The 25,912-nt window shown below is 64.0% G+C and carries 22 protein-coding genes and 1 pseudogene; 14 read left to right on the top strand and 9 right to left on the bottom strand.

From position 1 onward, the window contains the following. Window positions 1-58: 58 nt before the first annotated feature. The 7 genes from F804_RS0106415 to F804_RS15820 are packed head-to-tail and all read right to left on the bottom strand — an operon-like array spanning window position 59 to window position 8,481. Entirely contained in the window at window positions 59-1,438 is a 1,380-nt protein-coding gene (locus F804_RS0106415; RefSeq protein ID WP_022706922.1) for a M81 family metallopeptidase, read from the bottom strand. Next, window positions 1,435-3,327 carry a beta-N-acetylhexosaminidase gene (locus F804_RS0106410; protein WP_022706921.1) on the bottom strand — a complete coding sequence of 631 codons (1,893 nt, stop codon included), beginning with the start codon at window positions 3,325-3,327 and terminating at the stop codon, window positions 1,435-1,437. Before F804_RS0106410 ends, F804_RS0106415 begins: the two co-directional genes overlap by 4 nt. Then, window positions 3,324-4,415: an N-acetylglucosamine-6-phosphate deacetylase gene (locus F804_RS0106405; RefSeq protein ID WP_022706920.1), complete on the bottom strand. Its 1,092-nt coding sequence runs from the start codon at window positions 4,413-4,415 to the stop codon at window positions 3,324-3,326. Before F804_RS0106405 ends, F804_RS0106410 begins: the two co-directional genes overlap by 4 nt. Next, window positions 4,415-5,674: a class II D-tagatose-bisphosphate aldolase non-catalytic subunit gene (locus tag F804_RS0106400; protein ID WP_028725694.1), complete on the bottom strand. Its 1,260-nt coding sequence runs from the start codon at window positions 5,672-5,674 to the stop codon at window positions 4,415-4,417. Before F804_RS0106400 ends, F804_RS0106405 begins: the two co-directional genes overlap by 1 nt. Next, a complete protein-coding gene (locus F804_RS0106395) occupies window positions 5,671-6,570 on the bottom strand; it encodes an ROK family protein (protein ID WP_028725693.1) in 900 nt (299 codons plus the stop codon). The genes F804_RS0106400 and F804_RS0106395 overlap by 4 nt, the downstream gene beginning before the upstream one ends. Beyond that, complete coding sequence (locus F804_RS0106390; RefSeq protein WP_022706918.1) at window positions 6,558-7,634, bottom strand: SIS domain-containing protein; 1,077 nt, start codon at window positions 7,632-7,634, stop codon at window positions 6,558-6,560. The genes F804_RS0106395 and F804_RS0106390 overlap by 13 nt, the downstream gene beginning before the upstream one ends. Further along, window positions 7,609-8,481, bottom strand: a complete 873-nt coding sequence (locus tag F804_RS15820) for a DeoR/GlpR family DNA-binding transcription regulator (protein WP_022706917.1) — start codon at window positions 8,479-8,481, stop codon at window positions 7,609-7,611. Before F804_RS15820 ends, F804_RS0106390 begins: the two co-directional genes overlap by 26 nt. A 153-nt stretch (window positions 8,482-8,634) precedes the next feature. Here F804_RS15820 and F804_RS0106380 point away from each other — a divergent pair, with 153 nt between their 5' ends. From F804_RS0106380 to nagB, 7 genes are read left to right on the top strand one after another with little or no spacing between them, the layout of a single operon-like run. Continuing rightward, on the top strand, window positions 8,635-9,354 hold the full coding sequence (locus F804_RS0106380; RefSeq protein ID WP_022706916.1) for a copper homeostasis protein CutC: 720 nt from the start codon (window positions 8,635-8,637) through the stop codon (window positions 9,352-9,354). Window positions 9,355-9,358: 4 nt separating this feature from the next. Continuing rightward, window positions 9,359-10,522: a Gfo/Idh/MocA family protein gene (locus tag F804_RS0106375; protein ID WP_022706915.1), complete on the top strand. Its 1,164-nt coding sequence runs from the start codon at window positions 9,359-9,361 to the stop codon at window positions 10,520-10,522. Then, the gene (locus F804_RS0106370) at window positions 10,519-11,403 is read left to right on the top strand and encodes a carbohydrate ABC transporter permease (protein ID WP_022706914.1); all 885 of its coding nucleotides are present in this window, start codon (window positions 10,519-10,521) and stop codon (window positions 11,401-11,403) included. Before F804_RS0106375 ends, F804_RS0106370 begins: the two co-directional genes overlap by 4 nt. Continuing rightward, window positions 11,400-12,242 (top strand): carbohydrate ABC transporter permease, encoded by an 843-nt coding sequence (locus F804_RS0106365; RefSeq protein ID WP_022706913.1) that lies wholly within the window; start codon window positions 11,400-11,402, stop codon window positions 12,240-12,242. The genes F804_RS0106370 and F804_RS0106365 overlap by 4 nt, the downstream gene beginning before the upstream one ends. A gap of 50 nt (window positions 12,243-12,292) precedes the next feature. After that, the gene (locus tag F804_RS0106360; RefSeq protein WP_022706912.1) at window positions 12,293-13,507 is read left to right on the top strand and encodes an ABC transporter substrate-binding protein; all 1,215 of its coding nucleotides are present in this window, start codon (window positions 12,293-12,295) and stop codon (window positions 13,505-13,507) included. A 56-nt stretch (window positions 13,508-13,563) separates the two neighbouring features. Then, window positions 13,564-14,685 (top strand): ABC transporter ATP-binding protein, encoded by a 1,122-nt coding sequence (locus F804_RS0106355; protein WP_022706911.1) that lies wholly within the window; start codon window positions 13,564-13,566, stop codon window positions 14,683-14,685. A gap of 4 nt (window positions 14,686-14,689) precedes the next feature. Next, window positions 14,690-15,469 (top strand): glucosamine-6-phosphate deaminase, encoded by a 780-nt coding sequence (gene nagB / locus F804_RS0106350; protein ID WP_022706910.1) that lies wholly within the window; start codon window positions 14,690-14,692, stop codon window positions 15,467-15,469. A 113-nt stretch (window positions 15,470-15,582) separates the two neighbouring features. Here nagB and F804_RS0106345 read toward each other — a convergent pair whose 3' ends face one another. Continuing rightward, window positions 15,583-16,689 (bottom strand): tyrosine-type recombinase/integrase, encoded by a 1,107-nt coding sequence (locus tag F804_RS0106345; protein WP_028725692.1) that lies wholly within the window; start codon window positions 16,687-16,689, stop codon window positions 15,583-15,585. 536 nt (window positions 16,690-17,225) lie between these two features. Here F804_RS0106345 and F804_RS15815 point away from each other — a divergent pair. The 6 genes from F804_RS15815 (at window position 17,226) to F804_RS17335 (ending at window position 25,395) form a co-directional block, all read left to right on the top strand. After that, window positions 17,226-17,999 carry a helix-turn-helix domain-containing protein gene (locus F804_RS15815; RefSeq protein ID WP_084686497.1) on the top strand — a complete coding sequence of 258 codons (774 nt, stop codon included), beginning with the start codon at window positions 17,226-17,228 and terminating at the stop codon, window positions 17,997-17,999. A gap of 180 nt (window positions 18,000-18,179) precedes the next feature. After that, window positions 18,180-20,780, top strand: a complete 2,601-nt coding sequence (locus F804_RS0106330; protein ID WP_022706907.1) for a Z1 domain-containing protein — start codon at window positions 18,180-18,182, stop codon at window positions 20,778-20,780. Beyond that, entirely contained in the window at window positions 20,773-21,777 is a 1,005-nt protein-coding gene (locus tag F804_RS16895; RefSeq protein WP_022706906.1) for a PD-(D/E)XK motif protein, read from the top strand. The genes F804_RS0106330 and F804_RS16895 overlap by 8 nt, the downstream gene beginning before the upstream one ends. Beyond that, window positions 21,774-23,615 carry an ATP-binding protein gene (locus F804_RS0106320; RefSeq protein ID WP_022706905.1) on the top strand — a complete coding sequence of 614 codons (1,842 nt, stop codon included), beginning with the start codon at window positions 21,774-21,776 and terminating at the stop codon, window positions 23,613-23,615. Before F804_RS16895 ends, F804_RS0106320 begins: the two co-directional genes overlap by 4 nt. Next, the gene (locus F804_RS0106315) at window positions 23,612-24,526 is read left to right on the top strand and encodes a hypothetical protein (protein WP_022706904.1); all 915 of its coding nucleotides are present in this window, start codon (window positions 23,612-23,614) and stop codon (window positions 24,524-24,526) included. Before F804_RS0106320 ends, F804_RS0106315 begins: the two co-directional genes overlap by 4 nt. Then, window positions 24,523-25,395: a DUF6339 family protein gene (locus F804_RS17335; protein WP_022706903.1), complete on the top strand. Its 873-nt coding sequence runs from the start codon at window positions 24,523-24,525 to the stop codon at window positions 25,393-25,395. The genes F804_RS0106315 and F804_RS17335 overlap by 4 nt, the downstream gene beginning before the upstream one ends. Here F804_RS17335 and F804_RS17130 read toward each other — a convergent pair. Further along, window positions 25,323-25,580, bottom strand: a pseudogene (locus tag F804_RS17130) (DNA cytosine methyltransferase); the annotation flags it as partial. The gene F804_RS17335 and the pseudogene F804_RS17130 overlap by 73 nt on opposite strands. A gap of 51 nt (window positions 25,581-25,631) precedes the next feature. Here F804_RS17130 and F804_RS0106305 point away from each other — a divergent pair. After that, the coding region (locus F804_RS0106305; protein WP_022706902.1) for a transposase at window positions 25,632-25,912 on the top strand (281 nt) is incomplete at its 3' end.

The raw sequence follows: 25,912 nt of genomic DNA, 5'->3' as shown, positions 1-25,912 counted from the left end.
CCGGGGGCATCAAGTGATATACCGGTCCCCGGCATGCCCCGATGATCGCCGGCATTCCTTACACGTCGAAAGGCGCCCCGTTCGCGTCCCGCTGATCGAAGGGCCATGTCCCCCGGGGGCGATGATCGTTCGTCAGCCGGGAAATGTCCTGGCAGACGGCTCCTTCGGTCAGGGCCATCACCTGCCGGCGTGGCAATTCGCGCAATTCGGGCGACAGATATCCCGACTTGACGACCAGCAGACGAAAATCGCCAGGCGTCAGGCCCAGCTTCGCGAAATCGCTCAGGTGGTGGAACGGGCGTCGCCTGTCCGAGATGACGACCGTGATCCCGCCAATGGCGATGACGGCGCAGCCCTCCGCGAAGCGGCACAGGTCGGGCGTCAGTTCGAACCTGGGCCCCCCGCCCCCCAAGCTGCCGCCGAGGGTGATCGTTCCCGCGCCCTGTTGCAGCGCTGCATGGGCCACTGGGTCCGCGATGCCCGCGATCAGGACCGAGCCAAGCCCCGCATCCAGCACATGGCGCAGCACATCGGCCCGGTCGCCCACGCCCCCCGCGGTCGGGTTGTCTCCGCTGTCGGCCAAGATGGCGGGTCCGTGCGCGACATGACCAAACGCATCGGGCAGCGGCAGGGACACCATGTCGAAGGCCAGTTCGGGCAGGGCGTCGCGATAGGCGCGCGCAACGCCCCGTGCCGTGTCCTGGCCTGCGCGGCGGTCGGTGGCCGTGACGACCGCCGCCGCCGTGGCGCGGGGGCTGTCGGCCCAGACATATCCGATCATCAGGTTCGCATCCTCGATCCCCGGCGCCGCGTCGTGATCGGCCAGCGCGGCATAGAGCCGGTCGCAGGGCGCCACGAAGGTCGATGACATCTCGCCCGAGACGAGGATCGGGATCGGCACCCGGATCACGGACGGGCGCGGCCCGCCCGCCAGCGCCCGGGCAAGGATCGTCGCGGCACGCGTCCATGTCAGGGGCACATCGACATGGGGCGCGGTTCGATAGGCCGCGAAGCCGTCCAGGGCATCGCAGATCCGTTCGGTGATCTGCCCATGCAGGTCGAACGCCGCCGAGATGATGGCATCGGGTCCGACGATCCGCCGGATCTCGGCGATGAAGTCACCCTCGGGGTCGTCGATGCCCGGCACGAACATCGCGCCATGCATCAGCAGCAGCACGCCGTCCAGCGGCATGGCGGCGCGCAACCGGCGCATGAATTCGGCCCGCTGCGCGTCGAAGGTGGCGGCGGCGACCGGCCCGCCGGGAACCGATCTGTCATGCAGGATCGGTATCGGGTGTATCCCGTGTCCTGCAAAGTCGAACGGGACCGAGGCGGTCAGCGCGGCCCCCTCGATCCGGGTGAAATCCCCGGCCGTCTGTTCCAGCGGGGAATAGCTGGAACATTCGGTATGCAACCCGCCGATCGCCACCCGCCTCACAGCTGCGGCACCAGGTGGGACAGGGCGAAGAAGCGGTCCGCATCCTTGCGGTCGCCCGCCGTCCATGCGGCTTCGCTGACGGCGGCAAGGCGGGGGAACATCATGGCGTTCAGCCGTTCCGTCGTGTGCAGGTATTCGGTCCAGATCCCGGCCTGAACCCCCAGCAGACGGCCCGGTCCTTCGGGCAGGTCCAGCCCGACCTCGTAGGCATAGCTGTCCTCGGGGGTGGCCGCCCCCGCCCAGGAAATGCCGCGCGCATCCCAGCCTTCGGATTCCACCATGTCGAGGTAATAGGCCTGCCCCGGCGTCGCGACCACGTCATAGCCTTCGCGGATCAGTTCCGCGACGCGTTCCTTGCTGCGCCACGCGAAGAGGACGGCGGTGTCGGGCGATATGCCGCCCCCCTCGGCCGCCTCGTCCCATGCGCCGATCCTGCGCCCGCGTTCGGCCAGATGCGCCTGCGCGCGCCGCAGGAAATGCGCCTGCAGTTCGGCCGTTCCCGACAGCCCGTGCAGGGATGCATGGGCCTGCGCGGCGGGGGAACGCGACCAGGCGCTATGTTCCACCTCGTCGGCGCCGACATGGATGATCTCGAAGGGGAAGAAGGCCGCGGCCTCGTCCAGCAGGGTATGGGCGACCTCGTAGCTTCGGGGCAGGCCGGGGTTGAGCGCGTTGTTCGTGAACCCCTGCACCGAGCGATAGGCGTTCTCGGGTTCCTCGGGATCGCGCAGACCGGGAACCGAAGCGATCAGCGACGAGGCATGTCCGGGCATCTCGACCTCGGGCATGACCTCGATGCCCAGCATCGCGGCATGGTCCAGCACGGCTGCGATATCCTCGGGGGGGTAGAAGCCCGACTGGCCGTCCGGCCCGTCGCCATATTGGGGCGGCATGGGCGCGCCGCGCCTGCGCGTGGCGCCGGTCGCGTTCAGCTGGGGGAAGGCGGCGGATGGGATGCGCCAGCCTTCGTCATCGGTCAGGTGCCAATGCAGCCGGTTCATCCGCAGCCATGCCATGATGTCCAGAAGCCTGCGATGCGTGGCCACCGGGAAGAAGTTCCGCGAAACGTCGAACATCACGCCGCGCCACCCGAAGCGGGGGGCATCCTCGATGATGCCCGCGCGCGGAAAGCGATAGCCTGCGTCGTTGTGGGCGGACTGGGCGATCTGGGCCAGGGCGATCAGCGCGTGGCGCAACCCGTCCTTGTCGGCATGGGCGATGTCGATGGTGGGGCCGAAGGCGATCCTGTAGCCTTCGGCGGGCAGGGCGGGATCGGTGGCCGTGGTGACCGCCATGGCGCCGTCATCGGGGCAGGGTCGGATCGCGGTCGCGGCCAGCGGGAACAGCCGGCGATGCAGGGCCCCCACGGCGACGAAGGGGGCGGGATCGACCCCTTCGGCCGGGCAGAGGTTCGGAACCGCGTCATGCCAGTCCGTGATATCGACCGCGTTCGGCCATGGCAGCAGCCCCAGGGGGTGGACGGCCTTGCCACGGGGCCATTGCTTGGTCGTGCCGCGCGGCAAATCCTCAAGGGGCTGCAGATCGTCGAAGGCCACCGTGGTCGCATGGCCCTCGGGCCCCTCGATCCAGGCGGTGATCAGCCCTTGGGTGCGGTTCGACGCGCCATAGATCAGCCCGCGCAGATGCAGATCCCAGGACGCGCCGGGCGCCAGTTCGGAAATGTCGGGCCGGATCTCGACGAAGCTGCCGAAATTTCGCGCGACAGAGCCGCCCGCGACATCCGTCGTCTCGTCGATCCGTCCGAGCGAGGTATAGCAGAACCGCGCCATCGGAACGGCAGCGGTCCCGAAATTGCGCAGGCGGAAATGGAAGCTGCCCTTGGTGCCCTCGGGTGCCGCGCTCCAGGTCTGGGTGATGTGCAGGGTCATGTCAGCTCGATCAGTTGGAAGTCGTCATTCAGGAGCAGCGTGTCGGCGATGGGCTGGCCCGGGGCGATCTGCGCGGGCGCAAGGCCCATCACGCGGCGCGGGATGTCGCAGACCATGGGCAGTGCCTCGGACAGGGGCAGGCCGACCCGGTTCACCAGGTTCGCAAGGCTCTGCCGCAGGTCGATATGCGCCCCCGCCAGCGAGCCTTCGGCATTCACCAGCATTCCGTCGCGGACGCGGATGATCTGGCCGTAGATCTCGAAGTGGTCCGGGCCGCCGACCGTGGCCATGGCGTCCGATACGGCAAAGGTCAGGCCGGGTGCGGGGCGCGACCGAAGCGCGACGCGCAGCATGTCCCAATCGACATGGATGCCGTCCACGATGATGCCCGCATGGGCCCGCGAATTCAGTGCCGCGCCCAGCACGCCCGGCGCGCGGGCGGTCATGGGCGGCATCGCATTGTAGAGATGGGTGAAGCAGGACAACCCGCGTTCCAGCGCGTCGCGGGTTTCTTCGGCGGTGGCCATGGTGTGCCCGGCCGAGACGACGGCCCCCGACGCGACCAGCCGCGAGAACAGGACCGGGTCCGCAAGCTCGGGGGCCAGCGTGATCATCACGGGCATGCCCGCGGCGCGCAGCCGTTCGACAAGCGTGACGGTTCGGTCGTCCAGCGGACGAATGAATGCCTCCTTGTGGGTGCCGCGCCGTTGGGCGGACAGGTGCGGCCCTTCGATATGCAGGCCCGCGATGCCATCATGCCCGAAGGCTGCCAGCGCGGCCTCGGCTGCGGCCTCGATCACGTCGGGGGTGTCGGTGATCACGGTGGGCAGGATCGCCCCCGTGCCGCAGCGCCGCTGTGCGGCCGCGATGGCGCGCAACCCGTCGGGCGTGGGCGTGCTGTTCACCATCACGCCGCCGCTGCCGTTCACCTGCAGATCGCAGAGCAGGGGCGAGGCCAGGGCGACCGTCGTATCGGGCGTGTCCGCCCCGAGGGGCCGGATGGCCGCGATGTCGTCCGATGCGGCCTCGAACGCCATGTCGTGCAGCAGGCGCCCGCCGTTCCAGAGGGATTTGACCCCGATCAGCATCACGCGGTCCCTTCGTAATAGGGCAGCAGCGCTTCCTGCACATGCGCGACCAGCAGGCATTCGACCATGGGCAGGTCCAGCGACGCCGCACGCCGGATGGTGGCTTCGGGCAGATACTGCGCCAGAAGCGGTGCGGGGGGCGGGTTCGCATCAAGGCGGGATTTCAGTGCCGCCACCGCCTCCTGCACCGCCGGATCGGTCCAGTAATAGCGGATGCGGTCGGCCAGCCCGAAATGGCGCATCAGCTTCTGATGTTCCGGCATGCCGTGGTAATGGCTGCGCCATGCAGCCGGCGCCGCGGTCATGATCCGCTCCATCACCTCGGAGATATGCGGGGCGCCCGATTGCCATTGATCTACATGCGACAATGCATAAAGGGCCTCGCGCCATGCGTAGGTCAGGGCGGGCCCGACCTTGAGGATGGCGAAATTCCGGCGGGCCAGTTCGGGATAGACCTCGGGGGCCTGGTAATCGGTCGAATGCGCCTCGAAGCACAGGTCGGGATGATCGGCCAGCACCGGCCCCAGGTGGTCGGGCGCGGTCATGTCGAAGCGGATGACCTGCGCGGGGGCGAATTCCAGCCCCGGCTGGACAACCAGACCGCGGACCCGCGCAAAGGCGGCATCCACACCGGCCCCGGAAAAGGCGGCGGCATGGGCCGCGATCGTGGCGGTGGCGCGTTCGGGCGGGGTCGGGGCAATGCCTTCGTCGTCGTGGCGCGCACCGCCGGGGGGCGGAACCTCGGTGCCGATGATGTATCGCAGGGCGGTCGCATCGGGTGCCGCGGCCTCGGCCACGGCGGCCAGCTCGGCCGCGCGCGCGGCGGCGGGGCCGTCGGTCAGGGCGGCCGGTTCACCGGCGCAACCCTCGGAGCAGTCTAGATGGATCTTGGTAAAGCCCGCGCGGACATAGGCCTCGATCATGGCGCGCGCTTCGGCCATCGCGGCTTCGGGGGGCTGGTCCTTCCATGCCTGCGGGCCAAGGTGATCGCCCCCGAACAAGAGCCGGTCGGGCGCGACCCCCAATGCCGCCGCCCGGTCGCGCAGCGACGCGATGAAGGCATCGGGCGTCATGCCGGTATAGCCGCCGCGATGGTTCACCTGGTTCGAGGTCGCCTCGACCAGCAGGGGCCGGTCTAGGGCTTCGGCCAGCAGCAGCGACGCGGTCAGCACGTCGGGATGGGCAGAACAGACCGAAGGCAGGGCAGTTCCCTTGCCTGCACGGTTTGCACGGATGATGTCGTCGATTTCCTGTGTCATCTTCTTGCCAGCAATGCGGCCCCGCGCGTGCCCGAACTGTCGCCATGTCGGGCCTGCAGCAGCCTGGTTGGTTTCATGGTGCGAAGGGCATGGCGTTCCAAGGCCCGTTCCAGTCGCGGCACCACGCCGGGCATGTTCGAAAGGCCCCCGCCAAGGACGATGCAGTCGGGGGCCAGCATCAGCTGGATCGTCAGCAGGCATTCGCCTGCGATATCCGCCCAGATTTCAAGGATATCCTCGTGGCCGCCGCGCACCAGATCGGCGCCCTCTATGCGTGTGCCAAGGATGTCCTCGGCGATATTGGCAAGGCCGGTGCCGGACACGGCGGTCTCCATACAGCCCAGCCTGCCGCAGCCGCAGCGGCGCGGCGTCAGCCCATGGCGGGCCATGGCGCTGGCCGGAAGACCGACATGCCCGACCTCGACCGCAAGGCCGCCCGCGCGGGGGGCGATCGCGCCGTCGATGCACAGCCCGCCCCCGACCCCGGTCCCGAGGATCAGCCCCATCACCGTGCGGTGGCCGTCGCCCGCACCGCCGCAGGCTTCGGACAGCGCGAAGGCCATGCAGTCATTGACCACGGGGAACGGCCGGCCCAGCTGCGCCATCAGGTCGTCCCGGATCGAATGGCCGCGTGCCGGGGTGTTCGCGGTGAAGACGCCGCCGGTTTCCGGGTCGATGATGCCAGGCACCGCGATGCCCACGGGCAGGTCGTCACGTCCCGACACCTGCTGCAGCCAGCGGATCTGTTCGACCAGTGCCGCAAGCATCTGGGCATAGTTTTCGCGCGGCGTCGCGATCCGGCGCAGTTGCGTCGTGGCGGCGTCCGGGCCGTCGAACAGGCGGGCCTCGATCTTGGTCCCGCCCAGGTCGATGCCGCCGCAGATCATCGCTGCCATGGGTAGAGCTGCACCCCCGAGACCACGCGGCTGAGATTGCGCCCCTGGAAAGGGTCGTCCACCGGCAGGCCGAGCGCGGCGGACCATTGCGCCGCCCGGATCTGACCGACCAGCACATGCAGCACCGCATCGGCGCGCGCGTCCCCGGTCCCGTCGAATGCGATGTCGCCGCCGGGGCCCACCGTCTGAACCGTGATGTCGGGGAACTGGCGCCGGATCTCGTCGGCCACGTCCCGGTCATAGCGCGCGGTATGCGGATCGGGATGCAGGCTGACGAAGACCTGCGTATCGTCGGCCACGGCGGCCTTGGGGCCGTGGCGATAGCCGAGCGGGCTGTCCCATTGCGTGCCGGTCCTGCCCGCGGTCAGTTCCAGAACCTTCAGCGCATTCTCTCGTGCAAGCGACTTCAATGCACCCGATCCGAGGAAGACGGCGCGATCGGGGCGGGGGCAGGGGCTGTCGGCCAGCTGCGCGACCAGCGTCCGCGCCTCGGCCGCCAGCGCGGGCAGGCGGGCGGCATCGAAATCGCCCAGGCATGCCAGCGCCGACAGCAGCATCGTCGTGAAGCTGGAGGTCATGGCGAAACCGCGGTCATGCGTCGCCTCGGGCAGCAGCATCACGCGGGTCTCGCCCGGGCCGGGGGCCGGGCGGGTGGCCAGGGCGCCATCGGGATTGCAGGTGATGTGCAGCCGGTCGATATCGGGGCGGTGGCGGTCCAGCAGGTCCATCACCCCCACCGATTCCGAACTGTCGCCCGATCGGCCGAACTGCACGCAGAGGATCCTTCCCCCGGCGGTCAGCACATCCTGCGGGCAGGACACGATATCGGTGCTGGCCCGATCCTCGAGCCGCAGTTTCGAAGCGCCCGCGCCGACGACCCCGCCGATGAAGGCCGATGTGCCGGCCCCCGTCAGCCAGACGGTGTCGATGCCCCGCCGGGCGATCCATCCGCGGATCTCGGCCGACTGGTCGGCAAGCGTTTCGGCCCAGCCCTCCCAGATGTCGGGCTGGCTCAGGATTTCGCTCCAGGTGGCGGTCTCAGGCAGGGTCAGCGTCGAGGTCATTGGCGTTCCTAGTTGATACGATGTGGGTCCCCTGCGCCTCGATGGCGGCGAAGCGGGGGTCTTGCGGATCGAGATCGGTCACGAGGACGTCGACCCGGTCGATGCCGCAGATGGCATGCAGGCGCGGCTTGCCGAATTTCGTGCTGTCGGCCAGCACGATGACGCGCCGCGCGGCGTCCAGCATGAAGCGCGTGTTGTGGGCCTCGTCCTCCTGAAAGGTCGAGAGGCCCATATCGGCGTCGATCGCCCCCGCACCCATCACGAAGGTGTCGAAATGCATCCGGCCGATGGTCGCCTCGACCATGCGGCCGGTCATCGACATGGCATTGGGGCGGATGCGCCCGCCGGTCAGCATGACGGTATGGATGCCGTGTTCCAGCGCGTTCTGCGCGACGCGGATGCCGGTCGTCATGATCGTCCGGGGCGGCCCGCCCAGCAGCTGGGCGAACACCTCGGTGGTGGAGCCGTTGTCGATCAGCAGGCTGCTGTCATCCGCCACAAGCCCCACCACGGCCTGCGCGATCCGCTGCTTGGCGGCCAGGTTGACCTGCCGCCGGTCGCCTGCCAGCGGTTCGACGAAATCGCTGCCCGAACGGTGCTTGGCCAGCGCCAGCGCCAGGTCGATGCGGAAATCCGACAGCCCGGAATAGCCGAACTGTTGGCAGAACTTGATCAGCGTCGGTTCCGATGTGCCCAGTTCGGCGCAGATGTCGCGGCTGGTCTTGCGAATGAAGGATTCGGGATCCTCCAGCGCGAAGCGGGCGATCATGGCCAGCTTCGGGGTGAAGCCGGGACCGGAGGTCGCGATCGCCTGCACGAGGTCGGATGGGCGGGACTTGCTGATCATTCGGAGGTAATACTTTTGCTAAGCTAAAGTTTCATCGGGTTTGATCATCTCAAACTTAGTCGATCAGCACAATAATTAAGTTAGACAAAAAAATTCTTGCAATGAATTTTAGCCCGAGCCATTGTTGGGCCAAGAAGGATTTTGGCTTTTCCCATGTTTCCACATCTTGAACTGGAGGTTTGCGTCGACAGCCCCGACAGCTTGTCGGCGGCCGTCGAAGGCGGTGCGGACCGGATCGAGCTCTGCTCGGCGCTCGGGCTTGGGGGGCTGACGCCCGGGCCGGGCATGATCGCGCTGGCGCGGGACTGTCCGCTGCCCTGTCATGCGATGATCCGGCCCGCGCCGGGCGATTTCCTGGCCCGGACAGCTGGGATGCAGGCGATCCTTGCGGATATCGCCGCGATGCGTGCGGCGGGTCTTGCGGGGATCGTCATCGGCATCGTGACGCCGCAGGGCGATCTGGATGCCGATGCGCTGATGCGCTGTCGCGACGCTGCCGGGGACATGGACATCACCATCCACCGGGCGATCGACCTGTGCCGCGATCAGATGGCGGCCCTGGAGATGGCGGTCGGCATGGGTGCGCGCAGGATCCTGACATCGGGGGCGGCCCCCACCGCGATCCAGGGCCTGGATCGCATCGCGGCGCTCTGCCGCGCCGCGGCGGGGCGGATCCAGATCATGGCGGGCAGCGGCGTCGATGACGGCAATGCCCTCGCGCTAATCGCGACAGGGGTGGATGCGCTGCATGGTTCCTGTGCGGGCGTGGACGGGGCGCAGCAGGATTGCAGCGCCATCGGGATCGCCCCGCGCAAGGTGACCAGCGCCGCGCGGGTCCGATCCCTCAAGGACATCATGGAAGGCGGAAGGTAGCAGGGTGAAGATAGGAATAATCGGACTGGGCGCGCGGATCGCGGCATTGATCCCGGAATTCGCCAGGGCGGACCCCAAGGCCAGCTTTGTCGCGGTCGCAGATCCGGGCCGCGACCGGGCGGCGGTCTTCAAGGGCACCGGGTCGGCGCCGGAATGGTTCGAGGATGCCGAAACCATGATGGCACGGGGCCGCTTCGACCTGCTGCTGATCGGATCCCCGAATTTCCTGCATCTGGAACATCTTCGCCTGGCCCTGGCATCCGACACGCCGCATATCTTCGTCGAGAAGCCTGTCGTCATCTCCGAAGAGGAAACCCTGGAACTCGCGCGGTTGATGGCGGCGCATGACGGTGTGAACCGGCTGATCGTGGGCTTGGTCCTTCGCTATTCGCCGCTGTTCCGCGCCCTTCGCGCCGCGCAGAAGGACGGTCATATCGGCGAGATCATGTCGATGGAGGCCGCCGAACATATCGGCCCCTATCACGGCAGCTTCTTCATGCGCGACTGGCGACGCGACAGCGCCCGGTCGGGTGGTTTCATGCTGGAGAAATGCTGCCACGATCTGGACCTGTATCAGGCCGTTGCGGGCAGCCGTCCGGCGCAGGTCGCAAGCTTCGGCGGCCGCAAGAAGTTCCTGCCCGCCAATCGTCCCGACCGCGCGCCCGCCTATCTGGACAGGATGAGCCCGCGTTGGGGTGGGGCCGATGACGCATTTTCGGGGCGGGGGGATCTGGTCGACTACCAGACCGCGATCATCCGCTATGAAAACGACGCGACGCTGTCCTTCCACACCAATCTGAACGTGCCGGACGAATATCGCCGCTTCATGGTGGCGGGCCGCGACGGCATGGCCGAGGGCGACTTCATCCGCAACACCTTCCGCGTGACGCTGTCCGATACCGGCGAACAGATCACCCGCGACGACCGCGTGACCGACGCGCCCACCTCGAACGAGGGGCATTACGGGGCCGATCGCGCGATGGCGCAGGACATCATGGCCCATGTCAATGGCGCGAAGGACCGCCTTGCGCTGAGCTGCGTCGAGGCGCTGGAGGCAGGGCTGACCGCCATGGCCATCGACCGCGCCATGCAGACCCGCAGCACCGTCGACCTGGCCGGCATCTGGGCCGCCTTCGATGCGGCGCTTGCCGGAGAGGAGGCCGCATGACACGTCGCTTCGACGCCTTCCCCTATCTTCTGCTGCTGCCGGCGGCACTGCTGACGCTGACCATCGTCGCATGGCCTCTGTTCGAAACCTTCCGCCTGTCCTTCACCGACGCCTCGTTGCGCTCGACCGAGGAATATGTGGGCTTTGCCAATTACGTCGAGATCTTCGAGGATGATTTCTGGGAGGTGATCCAGCGCACCTTCGTCTGGATGTCGCTCAGCGTGGTCTTCAAGATGATCATGGGCGTCATCGGGGCGGTGCTGCTGAACGCGGCCTTGCCCGGACGCACGCTGTTTCGCGTGCTGATCATGCCGCCCTGGATCGTGCCCGTGGCCATCGGGGTCTTCATGTGGTCGTGGATGTACAACGGCCAGTTCGGCATGATCTCGGGGGTGGCACAGAAGATCGGGCTGTTGTCGGGCCCGTTCGAATTTCTGGCCTACAAGCAGTCGGCCTTCATCGCCACCGTCGTCACCGACGTCTGGGTCGGCACGCCGCTGGTGTCGCTGTACCTGCTGGCGGCGATGCAATCCATCCCGAAGGAACAGTACGAGGCCGCATGGGTCGACGGGGCCAGCCGGTTCTATCGCTTCCGCCGGATCACGCTGCCGCTGCTGGCACCGGCCATCTTCACGATGGGGCTGTTGTCGGCCATCTGGACCTTCAATTCCTTCGACATCATCTGGATCCTGACCGAGGGCGGGCCGCGCGGCGCGACCACCACGATGATCATCGACACCTACAAGACCGCGATCAGCCGGTTCCGTTTCGGCGAAGGTTCGGCCCGTGCCGTGATGATCCTGATCTGCATGACGGCCTTTGCGGCGGTCAACCTTGCGCTGATGGCGCGTCGCGGCCGCAAGACGGGGGCAGGGAAATGATCGACAAGTACAAATGGTGGGAAAAGGTCGGCATCTATTTCGCGGTGGCCTGCTTCCTGATCTTCGTTCTGGCCCCCTTCGCCGAGGCGCTGATGGTCTCGCTGCGTCCGATCGAGGCGGTGTTCCGCGCGCCTTACCGCTTCTTCACGCCCGACATGACCTTCCAGGCCTATATCGACATGTGGACGAACGTGCCGGGGCTGGCGCGATACATCGCTAATTCGTTCTTCATCTCTTGCGCGGTGACGCTGCTGGCGCTGGCCTGCATCATTCCCGCCGCCTATTCCGTGTCGCGCTTCGACTACATGTGCCGCGACACGATCCTGATGGCGTTCCTGGCCGTCAACATGATCGGGGCGGCGGTGCTGATCGTGCCGCTGTACAAGATCATGCTGCTGCTGGGGTTGCTGAACACCTATTGGGCGATGATCATTCCGGGCGCGGCCTTCACCGTGCCCACGGGCATCTTCCTGATGCGCAGCTATTTCCTGCGCATCCCGAAAGAGCTGGAGGAGGCCGCCTATGTCGATGGCGCGTCGCGGCTCTATACGCTGTGGCGGGTGATCCTGCCGGTGGCGGCGCCGGGCATCATGGTCGTGTCGATCACCGTCTTCATCACCGCCTATGCCCAGCAGTTCCTGTTCGCGCTGACCTTCAATTCGGTGGACGCCTATCACCCGCTTCCGATGGGGCTGTACCAGTTCTTCGGGCGTGAACAGGTCGTCTATAACGAACTGATGGCAGCCAGCCTGATGGGCATCCTGCCGGTGCTGATCCTCTATGTCTTCCTGCAGAAATACATCGTCGCCGGTCTGACCGCCGGCGCGGTCAAGGAATGAGCCCGGTTCAACGGGCCGCCAACCAACCGAACAACCAACGGAGAGTATCCATGAACCTCAGAACTGTCCTTCTTGCGGGCGCGGCGATCACCGGCCTGTCGCAGGCCGCCGCCGCCCAGGAGACGCTGCACTTCATCAATTGCGGATCCGACGACGCGGCCGAAGCCGCCGTCCAGGCCGAACATGTCGCCGCATGGCAGGCCGAGAATCCCGGCTTCGAGGTCAACATGGAATACGTTCCCTGGGGTCAGTGCCAGGAAAAGGCCATCACGCTGGCAAGCGCGGGCGCCCCGGCGGCCATGGCCTATCTGGGCAGCCGCGCCCTGCCGCAGCTGGCCGAGGCCGGCCTGATCCGCCCGGTCGACCTGTCCGAGGAGGAAGCCGCCAGCTACGAGCCCTCGGTCCTGTCGACGGTGCAGTTCGACGGCAACACCTGGGGTGTGCCGCGCGCATTCTCGACCCGCGGGCTGTTCTACAACAAGGACCTGTTCGCCGAGGCCGGGCTGGACATGCCCGACGGCCCGCAGACCTGGGACGACATGATGACCGCCTCGAAGGCCATCACGGAAAAGACCGGCGCGCGGGGCCTGGGCATCGCTGCGGCATCCTTCGACAACACGATGCACCAGTTCCTCAGCTGGTTCTATGCCAATGGCGGCGAGGTGATCGATGCGGATGGCAATGTCGTCTTCGACAGCCCCGAGGCGGTCGAGACCTTCCAGTTCTATGCGGACATGGTCCCCTATGTGCAGGACGGCCCCATCGCCTATGAGCGCGGCAAGCTGGAGCCGTTGTTCGCGGACGGCCAGATCGCGATGATGCAGCAGAGCTTCGGTTTCCGTGCGCGGACGGGCGACGTGAATTACGGCGTGACCTGGATCCCGACCGGCCCGAGCGGAGAGGGTCATTCGACGCTGCTCATCTCGGACAGTCTGGCGGTCTTCGAAGGGTCCGGCGTCGAGGATGCAGCCATGTCGCTGGCCAAATTCCTGACCGCGACCGAACGTCAGGCGGAGTTCGACGATATCGGCGGCTGGACGCCCGTGCGCGACACCGAGACGACCCGCGCCCTGCCCGAGAAGGACCCGAACTGGACCTACTTCCTCGGTTCGGTCGCCGATGGCGGCCCCGAGCCGCAGGTGGTCGATTATACCGCGATGCAGGACGTCATGAACGAGGCGATCCAAGGCGTCCTTCTGGACGAGATGACCCCCGAGGAGGCCGCAGCCGAGGTTCAGGACGAACTCGAAGACCTCATCGACTGAACCGGACGATCACGGGGGCCCCGTTCATGGGGTCCCCGCCCCTGACAGGAGCACCCATGGGACAATTGAAGCTGGCCAGCGTCACCAAGAATTTCGGCACTGCCAAGGTCATCAAGCCGACCGACCTGTCCATCGAGGAAGGCGAGTTCGCGGTCTTCGTCGGCCCATCGGGCTGCGGCAAGAGCACGATGCTGCGGATGATCGCGGGCCTCGAGGAGATCACCTCGGGCAGCATCGAGATCGACGGCAAGCGGATCAACGACCTGCCCCCGGTCAAGCGCGGCATCTCGATGGTGTTCCAGTCCTACGCGCTCTATCCGCACATGACGGTCTACGAGAACATCGCCTTTCCGCTGCGCGTCGCGCGGATGCCCAAGGACGAGGTGGACCGCCTGGTGCTGAAGGCCGCCGACGTGCTGAAGCTGCGCGAACGGCTGGATCACAAGCCGGGCGCGCTGTCCGGCGGCCAGCGCCAGCGCGTGGCCATCGGCCGGGCCATCGTGCGCGAACCGCAGATTTTCCTGTTCGACGAACCGCTGTCGAACCTAGACGCGGCCCTGCGCGCCGAAATGCGGGTCGAGCTGTCGCGCCTGCACAGCAAGCTGGGCAACACGATGATCTATGTCACCCATGATCAGGTCGAGGCGATGACCATGGCCGACAAGATCGTCGTGCTGCGCGATGGCCGGATCGAGCAGGTGGGCAGCCCGCTGGAACTGTTCCACAAGCCGAAGAACCGCTTCGTCGCGGGTTTCATCGGCACGCCCAACATGAATTTCCTGCCCGTCCGCTGCACCGGCACGGGCGAGGGGGGCGTGACCGTGGCCCTGCCGAACGGGGGCGGTGCGACCATCCCGGTTCCCCCCGCGGGCGCGCAGGCGGGGCAGGATCTGGTGCTGGGTATCCGGCCCGACGACCTGCGCCCGGCGGGCGATACGGGCGGCCTGCGCTTCCTGGCCGATGTGGTCGAACGTCTGGGCAACCAGGCCGTGATCTATGGCAATTGCGAAGGCGATGCGACGGCGCAGATCTGCATGATCGCGGATGGCGCGATCGACATCCGTCCGGGGCAGGCGCTGGATATCGGCTTCGATCCGGCCAAGGCGCATCTGTTCACCGCCGAGGGCGATGCCTTCGACCGGCAGGTCGATCTGCGCGCGCTGGCGGCACTGGCCTGACGGGATGCGTATCGTCATCCTTCCGACGGCCGGCGAGGCGGTGGAACGGGCGGTCGATCTGATCGCCGCCCAGCTGCGCGCGGTTCCGCATTCGGTGCTGGGCCTTGCCACGGGCGGCACGATGGAGCCGGTCTATGACGGCCTCATCCGCCGCCACCGCGCGGGCCTCGAATTTGCCGGGGCCACGACCTTCAATCTGGACGAATATGTCGGGCTGGGCCCCGACCACCCCCAAAGCTATGCCCATTACATGCGCGAGCGCCTGTTCCGGCATGTCGATATCGACCCCGCGAATTGCTTCGTGCCGTCAGGGCTTGGCGATCCTGCCGCATCCGCAGATGCGTTCGAGGCGCTGATCGCCGGCCGGGGGGCCTTGGATCTTCAGCTGCTGGGCCTGGGCGCAAATGGTCATATCGGCTTCAACGAACCGGGCAGCTCGCTCGGGTCGCGCACGCGCGAGAAGCTTCTAAGCCCCGACACGATCGAGGCGAATCGCAGGTTCTTCGCCGAAGGAGAGACCGTTCCCGAAACGGCGGTCACGATGGGCATCGCCACCATCCGCGAGGCGCGTTCGATCCTGGTGCTGGCCACGGGCCACCGCAAGGCCGCAGCGGTCCGTGCCATGGCCGAAGGGGCCGTCACAGCCTTCTGCCCGGCGTCGATCCTGCAGATGCATCCGCAGGTCCAGGTCGTGATCGACGCCGAGGCCGCGTCCGAGCTGGCGCTGAAGGACCACTATCTTCGCGCCGAGGAGATCCAGTCGGCCCGCGAAGCCCGGCGCTGATCCGCACCCTTTGCGCGGCTTCCCGACCCACAACCGGTCGGGGCCGGGCAGGATCGGGAAACGATGGTGACCCCGGCAGGATTCGAACCTGCAACCTGCCCCTTAGGAGGGTGTTATCCATTGCCCATTTCTCCTTTTTCTTTCTGTAGGTTATCATTATTCGACGAGTCCGTCTGTACGGACCGTGTACGAAAACGCGCCCGAATGTCGGCCTCATCGCTCTCCGGATGGGCGTAGATGCTCATCGGCAGATTGGCATCGGACCAACGGCCCGCCCGCGCGGCCGTAACAGGGTCCACGCCTTGACGGATGACCAGCTCGGTGAAGAATCCGTGCCGTCCTGCGGCATGAGCCGAGAGGTACGGAATACCAGCACGGCGACAGATCGTCTTCCAGCGGTAGTTGTAGCCTGTCGAGCTCGCGTACCCGAAGACTCGCGGCGGCAAGATCGCTCCAGTTCTGCGGTTGCGGGGGCGCTTGGGACGCAACTCCTGCAACTCCGCCATCATTTCCGGCGAGACGGCTATCCAGGTTTCCGGATGTCCCTTCTGAGCTTTGACCCGTACCTGGCATTTCTCCGGACGCAGGTCGTCCGGGGTCAGAGAAACAGCTTGGTCGATCCTGGCGGCCGTTTCGAACATGAACCGCGCCATGGAAGCATTATACGGATCGGCTTCCGCACAGAAGGCGTCGATCCAGGCCCGTGTTGCCGGAACCCGCTCAACACGACTGGTCTTGCCGCGGCGCTTGTCTTGGGCGTTGCGCTCGAACTGGTCGTAGCGACGAACGCGCAGCAGTGGCGTCCCCTTCAGCTCGCGCGCATTGTTGATGACCGCCCGCGCTGGCGTAACGATTTCCCGCCACCAAGTATCCGTGGACGCGTTTGGGCGCAGCTTCGGGCCGAGGTTCTTCAGCAAGCGCCCGGTAATGGCCGCAAGGGGCAAACTGCCGATCGCATTGAGGATCGGCAGTAGTTGGCGGGCACTCCTGCTGTCAGGCTGATAGAGTTCGGTTGCATCCGCGAAGCGAAGCGCCCGCTCCTCGCCGATGATGTGCTTGCGGACCTGCAACTCAGTTTCTTCGCTTATCGAGTCCCGCGCGCCAGCTTCCGAAGTCGATCTCGTGCTTTTTCGATATGGGCCGGCGATCGGGCGACTGTTGTATTCGATCCAGCCTTTGCCCCAATAGACCTTGCCTCTGAGGTACGGTTCGAGCGGCACTTCCAATCCTCCGTCAGAATTTCATCGATCTGGTCGGGCGTGGTGATCATGGCATTGCCGATCCGAAAGCACGCCCCCAAGCGTTGCCTTCTCCCGCAACGTTCGCTCAGCGATGTTGATCTGGCGGTACTCCTGCAACCAGGACACCCAGTCTGCAGGTGACTTGCCTGCGTCCAGAATGGCCGAACCACATCGGGCCTCCTCCGGGCGAATGGCTGCATGGTGTTCTCGATCGAAATCACTTCCCACGGGACCAGGTCCTGATAGCTTGCCCACCTCTGCGAACCTGGGCCCCTTCAACGGATAGGATCGCCTCGACATGCTCCGCTGACAGCAGCATGACACGGCCGAGGGCGTAGTAGTGGCCGCAGGAACGAGCCTTCGCCCGCAAAACGCGCGCTGAGACCTCGGCACCCTGTGAGCGCAGCCGCTCGCACCAAATCTCTGGCGTGACTGCGTTCTCAAATGTATCGTTCATCTGCGCCTCCAAACCGCTTTTCCGCTAAGATCATGGCCCGAGAAAATGGTCCAAGCAAATGAAATCATTACGTTTTCTCAGGAGACCAAAAAGCGGCAAGATCTGGCAGGTTTTCGATCTGATGAAGGAACGTTCAATGCCATTCCAGTTCAAGCCCGACCCGGACCAGGACAATTTGGTGATTCGCCCGGGAATGTCAGCGCAGCAAAAGGGCTGGATCAGGCGGAAGCAGATCGAGCGTTCTCAGAGCGCGCGACACGAGGAGGCGGAAGAGGCGCGAACCTTTGAACGCTGCTACCGGCGAGGTGAAATGAGCCTCAGCCAAGGGCTTCGTAAATACCGCGGTCGTCGCGAGCTCACCCAAGATCAGTTGGCAGAAGAACTGGGCTGCTCCGTACGAGCCTATCGAGGCTACGAAAGTGGAGAGCGCGACATGCCGAGCTCCCTACTCCTACAGATTGTGGCACGCGGCGACGTCGACATGCACGACCTCCTCAACGCCCGCCGCGATCCCATTTGGGCCGAAACCCGCGATAGGATCATTGATCGCTATAACGAGGCCATGGCGTTACTGTCTGAGCACGATCTGTACTTACCCGTTGATGCTGAGGCGCCTGCTCGAAAAATCGCAGGTGAGGTCAGCGAACTTGGCGCAGTGGCGACAACGTCGGTCCCCAAGCGCGTTGCGGAAGAGTGGGCCAACCTTGACCGCTGGTATCGAGAGGGCGGCTGGGGATTGGATGCCATCGAAGAGCTCTTGCAAGAGCGTCATGAGGAAGAGCGTCGCGCAGAGCGTCGGAGTCGTGACGCCAGGAGAAAAGACCTCGAGTAATCTCGAAATTTGATTGCGAACCCGTCAACTGACACAAGCTGCCCGTACAGGCTGGCGCTGACGACAGCGTCGGCGACACCCTCGTCTCGCGACACAACCCAAAAGAAACCTGCGCACAATAAATTGCTAGAGGTCGGTTCGTGCGATTAACGTGGTCGTGAATATGACTTGAGGCATTTCATGACCAGCCCACAGACTGAAACCTTTGCGACGCAACTTCGTCAGCGCCACGTGAACTACGGCAGCCTCGAAGACACAGCGAACGCCATTCGCACCGAACTCTCCGCCTTCACCCCCTTCAACGACGCAATGTCTGCGGCATTGGCCCAAGCCGTGGAGCTCGTACGCGAGGAGCTTCAGGATGTGGAAATTCTGCGTCCTTTCTCGATAATAGATCCTCGCCCGGAGTGGTATTCCGGACCTGCGATCGAGGAGCGTCACTGGCCCGCTTTGCATGAATACCTGAAGACCAAAGGTTGGGATCCGGATACAATCGGCTCACTAGATGACGCCTCTTCAGAAGTGGTTTCGCTCCTCGGCAACCCCAACGATGACAAATTTGCCTGCAGGGGCCTGGTCGTGGGATATGTTCAATCGGGCAAGACCGCGAACATGACCGCTGTAATGGCGAAAGCCGTGGATGCTGGCTACAATTTGGTCATCGTTCTCGGCGGCGTGACGAACAAACTTCGACAACAGACGCAGGACCGTTTTGAAAAGGATGTCCTAAGGCACCGAAGCCTCTGGCAGCTTTACACCACGAGTGAAGACGACTTCGTGCAACCAGCAAATGGCGGTTTCACCATGCCGGCAGATGGGCACGCGCAACTAATCGTCATGAAGAAGGAAGGAAGCCGCCTTAAGAAGTTGAGGCGCACCATCGACCGAACGCCCACTGCAATCATGAAGAAACTGAAGGTGCTCCTGATCGATGACGAATGCGATCAGGCTTCGGTGAATTCAGCACGCGGCGAATTCGACATGACAAGGATCAACGAGGAAATCAGGCGCGCGCTGAGAGCTCTCCCTGCGGTGAGCTATGTCGGCTACACGGCCACTCCATTCGCGAATGTCTTCATCAATCCGTACCCCTATGGCAACGATATGGATCTGGACGATCTGTATCCGCGCGACTTCATTACGGCCCTCAAGCGCCCCGTCGGCTATTTCGGGGCGCGGGAAGTCTTCGGAAGCGACAGCGACGACGTGGACGCCCGCGAGCGGGACATGATCCGCATACTCGGAGAAGATGAACCCGATCTGCTGCGTCCGAAGTCGCCGAAGGACAAGGAAGCCTTCAGACCGCTGATGACACCGTCCTTGGAGAGAGCCGTCCTCTGGTTCCTGGCAAGCTGCGCGATCCGCAGGGCACGTGGGCAAACCGACAAGCACATGTCGATGCTTGTGCATTCATCGCAGTATGTTGCTCAACACGAGTACATGTCGGAACTCATCAAGAACTGGGTTGACGAGCGACGAGATGATTTCATCGCGGACTCCGGAGATGCAGCTGCCAAACTCAGACAAGTTTTTGAGGATGAGCGGACACGGTCAACGGCCGCCGATGGCAAGGGCATCCCGGAGCAGTACGACGCCGTGCGAAAATATCTGCCCGACGTATTGGAGCAGCTGACCTATCCCGTCGAAAATGGGGTGTCAGATGCAGAAATGCGCCTCGATTTCTCGGGCTCTCCAGTCACTTGCATCGTCGTCGGCGGCACCGTCCTTGCACGCGGCCTGACGCTGGAAGGGCTCAGCGTCTCCTTTTTCCTCAGGACCTCCAGGCAGTACGACACGCTCCTCCAGATGGGCCGATGGTTCGGCTATCGTCAGGGCTACGAAGACCTGCCCCGCCTCTGGACCACGGACGACCTGGCTTCGAAGTTCAGATCACTTGCCGTGATCGAGGAGGAGATCCGGGAAGACATCGCCATGTACCGTGAGAACGGGATAACTCCCGCACAGTTCGCCGTCAGGGTGCGCGCAATTCCCGGGATGGCGATTACCTCCGCGACCAAGATGAGGCACGCCTTCCCGACCAGCATGAGCTTTGCGGGTAAGCATGTTCAGACCATCCGCTTCAACCACCGGGACAGCGAGATCGTCGGGGCGAACTGGGCAGCAGCAACCAAATTAGTCGATGCTGCTCTTCAGAAAGGACCTGGCACCATCGAGAAGCGTGGACGCCTTTTCCGCGACGTGCCCCTCGCGGCCATCCGCAGCTTCATCCGGGAAACAGATATCTCGGAGGAGCACATGGACTTGAAGAAGCCGCACCTCCTGCAGTACCTCGATGATCGCACCGCCGGTCTGGAAGACTGGAATGTGGCAGTCATCAGCACCAAGTCGAGCACGTCATCCAAGCGCCCCTTGGGTAGGCTCGGCGAAGTATCAACGATGCGGCGTTCGAAGCTCAAGCAGAGCTCTACGCTGTATGCCGACATCAAGGCCCTGATGTCGAAGGCTGACATCTTGATAGATGCAGATGAGGAGCCCGGAAATCAGCATGACTGGAGTGCCTACAAGGCCTGTCGGCCCGAAAAGCCACTCCTGCTGATCTATCTCATCGATGCGGAATCCCCTCCCGACCCGACACGCAAGTCCACGTCGCGTGCATCTCTGGATGCCGTGTCCGACCTTGTCGGCTTCGGCATCGTCTTCCCCGGACAGAAGGATCGCTCGGGGAACTACTTCTCAGTCGAGATAGACGGCCATGCAGTCGACGATACCGAAGAGGCAGGTGACGAGCTGGACTTCGAAGAGGAGGGCACCAATGCCTGAGGCCCAGCAGCTTTCCCGCGAATGGGATCAGATCCGCAAGAGCGGCAAGGGCGACGGCATCCTCGAGGTACCCAGCAGGACAACAGATATCTCCACCGGCTTCGGTCAAGTCCGAATTGCAACGGGGCCGGCTGGGGAACCGAGGCTCCTCATACCAGTTGCTCGACCGGGAGGAGGCAAGATGCCGGCCGGGAACCGAAACCTCACAGTTGGTCACGCCTCGTATCGGAGCGCGGGCAAAGGATTGCACTTCATCGATCTGATGTTGACGGAATCACGCCTAGCCGGGGTTTTCGCGGACCTGGCAGAAGAGATCCTCGAACGCATCGAGGCAGGGGAAGCCCCTGAAACCGCAGTTTACGGCACCATCGAGGATTTCAGGAAACTGCTTGCGATCTCCCCGAAGTCGGAAATCTCTCTGACAGAGCTCGCGGGACTAATCGGCGAGCTCGTGATCCTCTCCAAGCTCTGTGCCGTGTCGCCGGATGCCGTCGCCGCCTGGACTGGGCCTACGGGCCAACGCCATGACTTTCGGCGTGGCGCCTTCGCGCTGGAGACCAAGACCTCCACGCGGGCAGACGCAATGCGGGTGCAGATACATGGACCTGACCAGCTGCTCGCGCCGGCAGGTGCACAGCTGTACCTCGCCCATCTGAAAATCGAACAGAGTGACGGTGGCGCCTTAGGTGTTGCGTTTCTGAGGCGCGAGATCATCGCTCTTGGTGCCGATGAGGTCATGCTCGATGCACGCCTTGCTGCGATTGGGTGCCGTGAGCCCGAAGGAGATGAATGGAATAGCATGGCCTTTGAGTTGGAGGGCATGGATTTCTACGAGGTAGGTGAGGGCTTTCCACGCATCGTATCTTCGTCCTTTCCTGGAGTGACCCTGCCCGATGGTATCGTCGGGCTCGAGTACGGCTTGGACCTCACACACGCACGAGACCATCGGCTGGACGAGGCTACTGGTCAGGAAATGATCCGGAGCTTTGCCGCATGACGCCACTCACGCTCTATAGCGAACCCTTTGCCAAGACGGGGAACATCGCCGGTGAGGGCTTCCGTCGGCTGCTCGGCCGACCAGCTCTCGGACTGCTCCAGACCGTGATCCGCGAAGCGATCCAGAACTCGGTCGATGCCGCTCCTGAAGGCAGTCCTGTTGACGTCAAGTTGCGTTACAGGGTCCTGATCGGCGAAGAGCTTGAAAGGTTCAGAAAACTTGCCTTCTCCCACCTCCCACCAATGGCCACCGAACCCGAGGACATCGAAGACGGAGAGAAACACAATATCCATGGGGTGCTCGAAGGTAGCCAGCTTGGCATCTTCGAGATCTGCGATTTCAATACGACCGGCCTTGGAGGCCCAACCCGCGCGGATGCGGTTTCCGCAGGAGAGAAACTCGATTTCGTCAATTTCCTCCGCAATGTCGGAGCTGCACGAGACACAAACTTGGGCGGAGGCACATACGGCTACGGGAAGACCTCACTCTATGCCCTCAGCAGATGCTCCACGATCATTGCCGACAGCCAGACCACATCCGCAGGTCGGCCCGTCCGTCGCATCATGGGCTGTCACCTCGGCAACGCTTTCGAGGATGATCGGAGCGGAACTCCGAAGCGCTATACGGGTCGACATTGGTGGGGGCAGGATGACGGCGACGGAGGCGTCGACCCCGTCGAGGGCGACGACGCGGTGAGGCTTGCGCTTGCCCTCGGCCTACCCGAACGGAATGAAGGTCTCACCGGGACGACGATCGCGATCATAGCACCTCATGTCGATGATGTCGCCACACTGCCCTCCGACCTCGTTGAGTCCATCCTCTGGAATTTTTGGCCCCGGATGTGCGCTTCGACCCCTTCGAACCGAAAGCTCGCTATCAATCTCGAAATCGAGGGAGTGAACATTCCGATCCCCGAGCCCGAGAGCTTTCCACCACTTGACCTGTTCGCACAGGCGCTAGCGCAAGCGCGTATCGGAGAAGGCGAGCAAGTACATTGCCAGCGCCCGAAGGCACTGCTCGGAAATCTGGCCATCACACATGGCATGCGCTCGCCTCGCGCTCCTATCGTCAAGAAGACTGAAAGCCTGATACCCCGGGCAGCATCGCACATCGCCTTGATGCGACCGGTTGAACTAGTGGTGCGCTATCTTCCCGGAGAGGCTTTCCCCGATGACCGGCTCGAATGGGCCGGTGTATTCATCTGTTCAAACGTCAAGGACATCGAGCGCGCCTTTGCTGATGCTGAGCCTCCAGCCCATGACGACTGGAGCCCAGATATGCTGCCCAAGGGGCGGGAGAAAACCTTCGTCAATGTCGCTCTGAGAGAGATCCGGCAAGCGGCCCAGACTTTTGCACTTCCGAAGAACACGACGACTGGAACCGGGGAAAAGGGGCCGTCCCTGGCCGGCACGGCAACCAAGTTGGGCAAGCTGCTCGGGCAGACATCAAGCAAGGGCCCCGGACGCAGCGCGAGTCCTAGCGGGGGCGGCACTCGCAAGAAGATCTCGATCTCCCCGCCGCGTTTCGTGAAACTGGAGACGATCGACGACAAGCGCACGGCTTTCTTCGAAGCGCACCTGAAGAACGATGGCAGCAAGCCCGACATGCTCCTGATTGCGACACCACAACTTGTCATCGATGGATCACTGGAGGATGCAACGGACTTGCCTCCCGGCTACGAGATCTCGCTGCTGGATCTGACGCTGCGCGGCGAAGAGACTGTCGGCAATGCGGTCAGGATCGGCAGCAATGGCGGAAGCGTCGTCTGTCGAGTGACCATGCCCGATGACGCCGCAGTCGGGGTCAAGTTCACCTTCGATGAGGGAGATGCAGCATGACGACCAGCTTTGCCCTGCCATTCCTCACGTTGCCCGACGAAGTCGTGGGGTTCCGCGATTGGCTGATCGGAGATCCGGGCTCGCCACTCTTTCACATTTCCAGTCAACTGGATGACTGGGACTATGCCCGCGACCTTCAACTGGACACGCGGCTGGAGCTGGATTTTGCAGGAGCCGCCGCTTCGCTGCAGATCCCGGAGGACGACCTGAAGCTGGCGATTGTAGCCAAGACAGGCTCCGGTAACGGCCGCTTCGCCCGCCGTACGGAGCGCGTTCTTACAAAGGTGATCGATGGTCCGCTCCACGAGCCCCTCGCGATCAGCCTGCCTATCGAAAGCCGTCTCCTGAGTGGCCGACTGCTGGTGCGCATCGAAGTGCTGCTCGCGGAGGATATCCCGACCGGTTCGGCGCTCTCGCCCAAGACCGCAGGATCGCGCCTTTGGTCCGATACGTCCAACATTCACCTAGAGGACGGCGGCGACACCCGCTTCCCGATGGAGATGGTACCGTTCGGCGCGGCGTTTCCGGGTCAGAAGTGGGAGACCGCACCCTGGTACCTCCATTGGAGGCCCGGTTCCTTGCAGGCCGACTTCACGGGAAGCGTACGTCTTTACGTGAACGCAGACCACACTGCGTTGACGGAACGCGTCGCAGAAGGCGATCCGACAACACTGCAAGCGATCCTCGGAGACGTGATGGTCCAGATGTGCCGCGGCACCCTCGAAGACGAAGACGCGCGGGATACGCTGATCGCTTGCGAGGACGGCTCGGTCGGAAGCCAGATCGCGAGCTGGCTCGAGATGGCCTTCCCCGGCATGCGGCCTGAGGAAATTCGCGGGCTGATGACCGCAACCCCCGGGGCTTTCCATGCTGCCCTTCACGCTTCTGCGGACATGGGAGAAATCGAATGACTGTTGCGAAACTCCTGCCCAGACTGTCGCCGATCGGGGTAGACAAGTGCCTTGCGGATCTCAGTAATTCATCGGACGGACGCATTCGTCCTGGCTCCGACCTCGATCAGCGCCTCAGGGCCTACGAGGCACACGTCTGGTACGCCGCAAGCGGAGGCTCTGTGGATCGAGCGCTCGTTGGCGAAATCATGGGCAATATCGATGCCATCGCTCAGGAGTGCGGCTTTCCACATCCGGCATCGGAACGACAGAAGTCGGACTTTGACAAGCGCGTGGCAGCTTACTTCGGCCAACATCCGGACCTAGACGGAGGAGAGCTTCTTCGAGACGACGTCTGGGCATTCATGTCCTGCGTCCTGCTTCAGGAGTTCGCGGTATGGCGCTATTCCTCCGAACAGAAACCACGCTTCGCAGGAGGCGTGAGGAACACCTTCCAACGGCTATGGATGCGCGGTCGAACCCTTGACCAAGGGGAGGGCCGGGAGGATCGCTGGCACCTTTTGAATGCCTTGAGCGAGGACGCCATGGTCCAGATCTTCGAACGCGCCTCAATCGCAGGTGACGCCCGGCTGTCGCGCGCCATGGCAGCTGCCTGGTTCGCGACAGCCGAGCGGATCGGACGTGGCAAGATGGAAGTCGTCATGCGACGCGCGACCAAGCTGCTCAGACTGCGAAACCAGGTAGTCGATCTGGCTTATCTTTCAGACGAGGCGCTTGCCGCCGAGGTCGGCAACGTCTTTGCACGTGTCGCTGCAGACGTGGTGCCGGAAGAGGTAGAAGCTAGCGGTCAGGACGATCAGCCGATAATCTCACGGATAACGCGCGCGATTTTCAAGGCGAGGAAAGGCGGGACCGCGTTACCGACCTGATGGTATTGCTGGGTCCTGTTTCCACAGAAGAAGTAGTTGTCCGGGAATGTCTGCAGACGCGCAGCCTCCCGGACCGTCAACGCACGGGCCTGTGCAGGATCCGGGTGGATGAAGTAATGGCCGTCCTTCGAGATGTGACTTGTCACGGTGCTGGATGGGCGATTTCCGATCTGCACACGGAACTGAACCGCTCCGGGTTTGCCGGAGGCTCCAACTCCTGAGTAGGATGGAGCATCATGAGCAAGACGACGAACAAATTTTCCCCCGAAGTGCGTGAGCGTGCGGTGCGCTTGGTCCTCGACAATGAGGGCCAGCATGGATCGCGCTGGCAGGCCGTCATGTCGATTTCCGCAAAGATCGGCTGTGCGCCCCAGACCTTGAACGAGTGGATCAAGAAGGCCGAGGTCGACAGCGGCAAGCGGGCTGGCATCCCGACCGACATGACCGAGAAGATGAAGGCGCTGGAACGGGAGAACCGGGAGCTGCGTCAGGCAAACGAGATCCTGCGCAAGGCGAG

It is taken from the genome of Paracoccus zeaxanthinifaciens ATCC 21588, assembly GCF_000420145.1.
Taxonomy (GTDB): domain Bacteria; phylum Pseudomonadota; class Alphaproteobacteria; order Rhodobacterales; family Rhodobacteraceae; genus Paracoccus; species Paracoccus zeaxanthinifaciens.
Note: the sequence above shows the minus strand (reverse complement) of the source record. Positions and strands in the feature narration are given on the sequence as shown.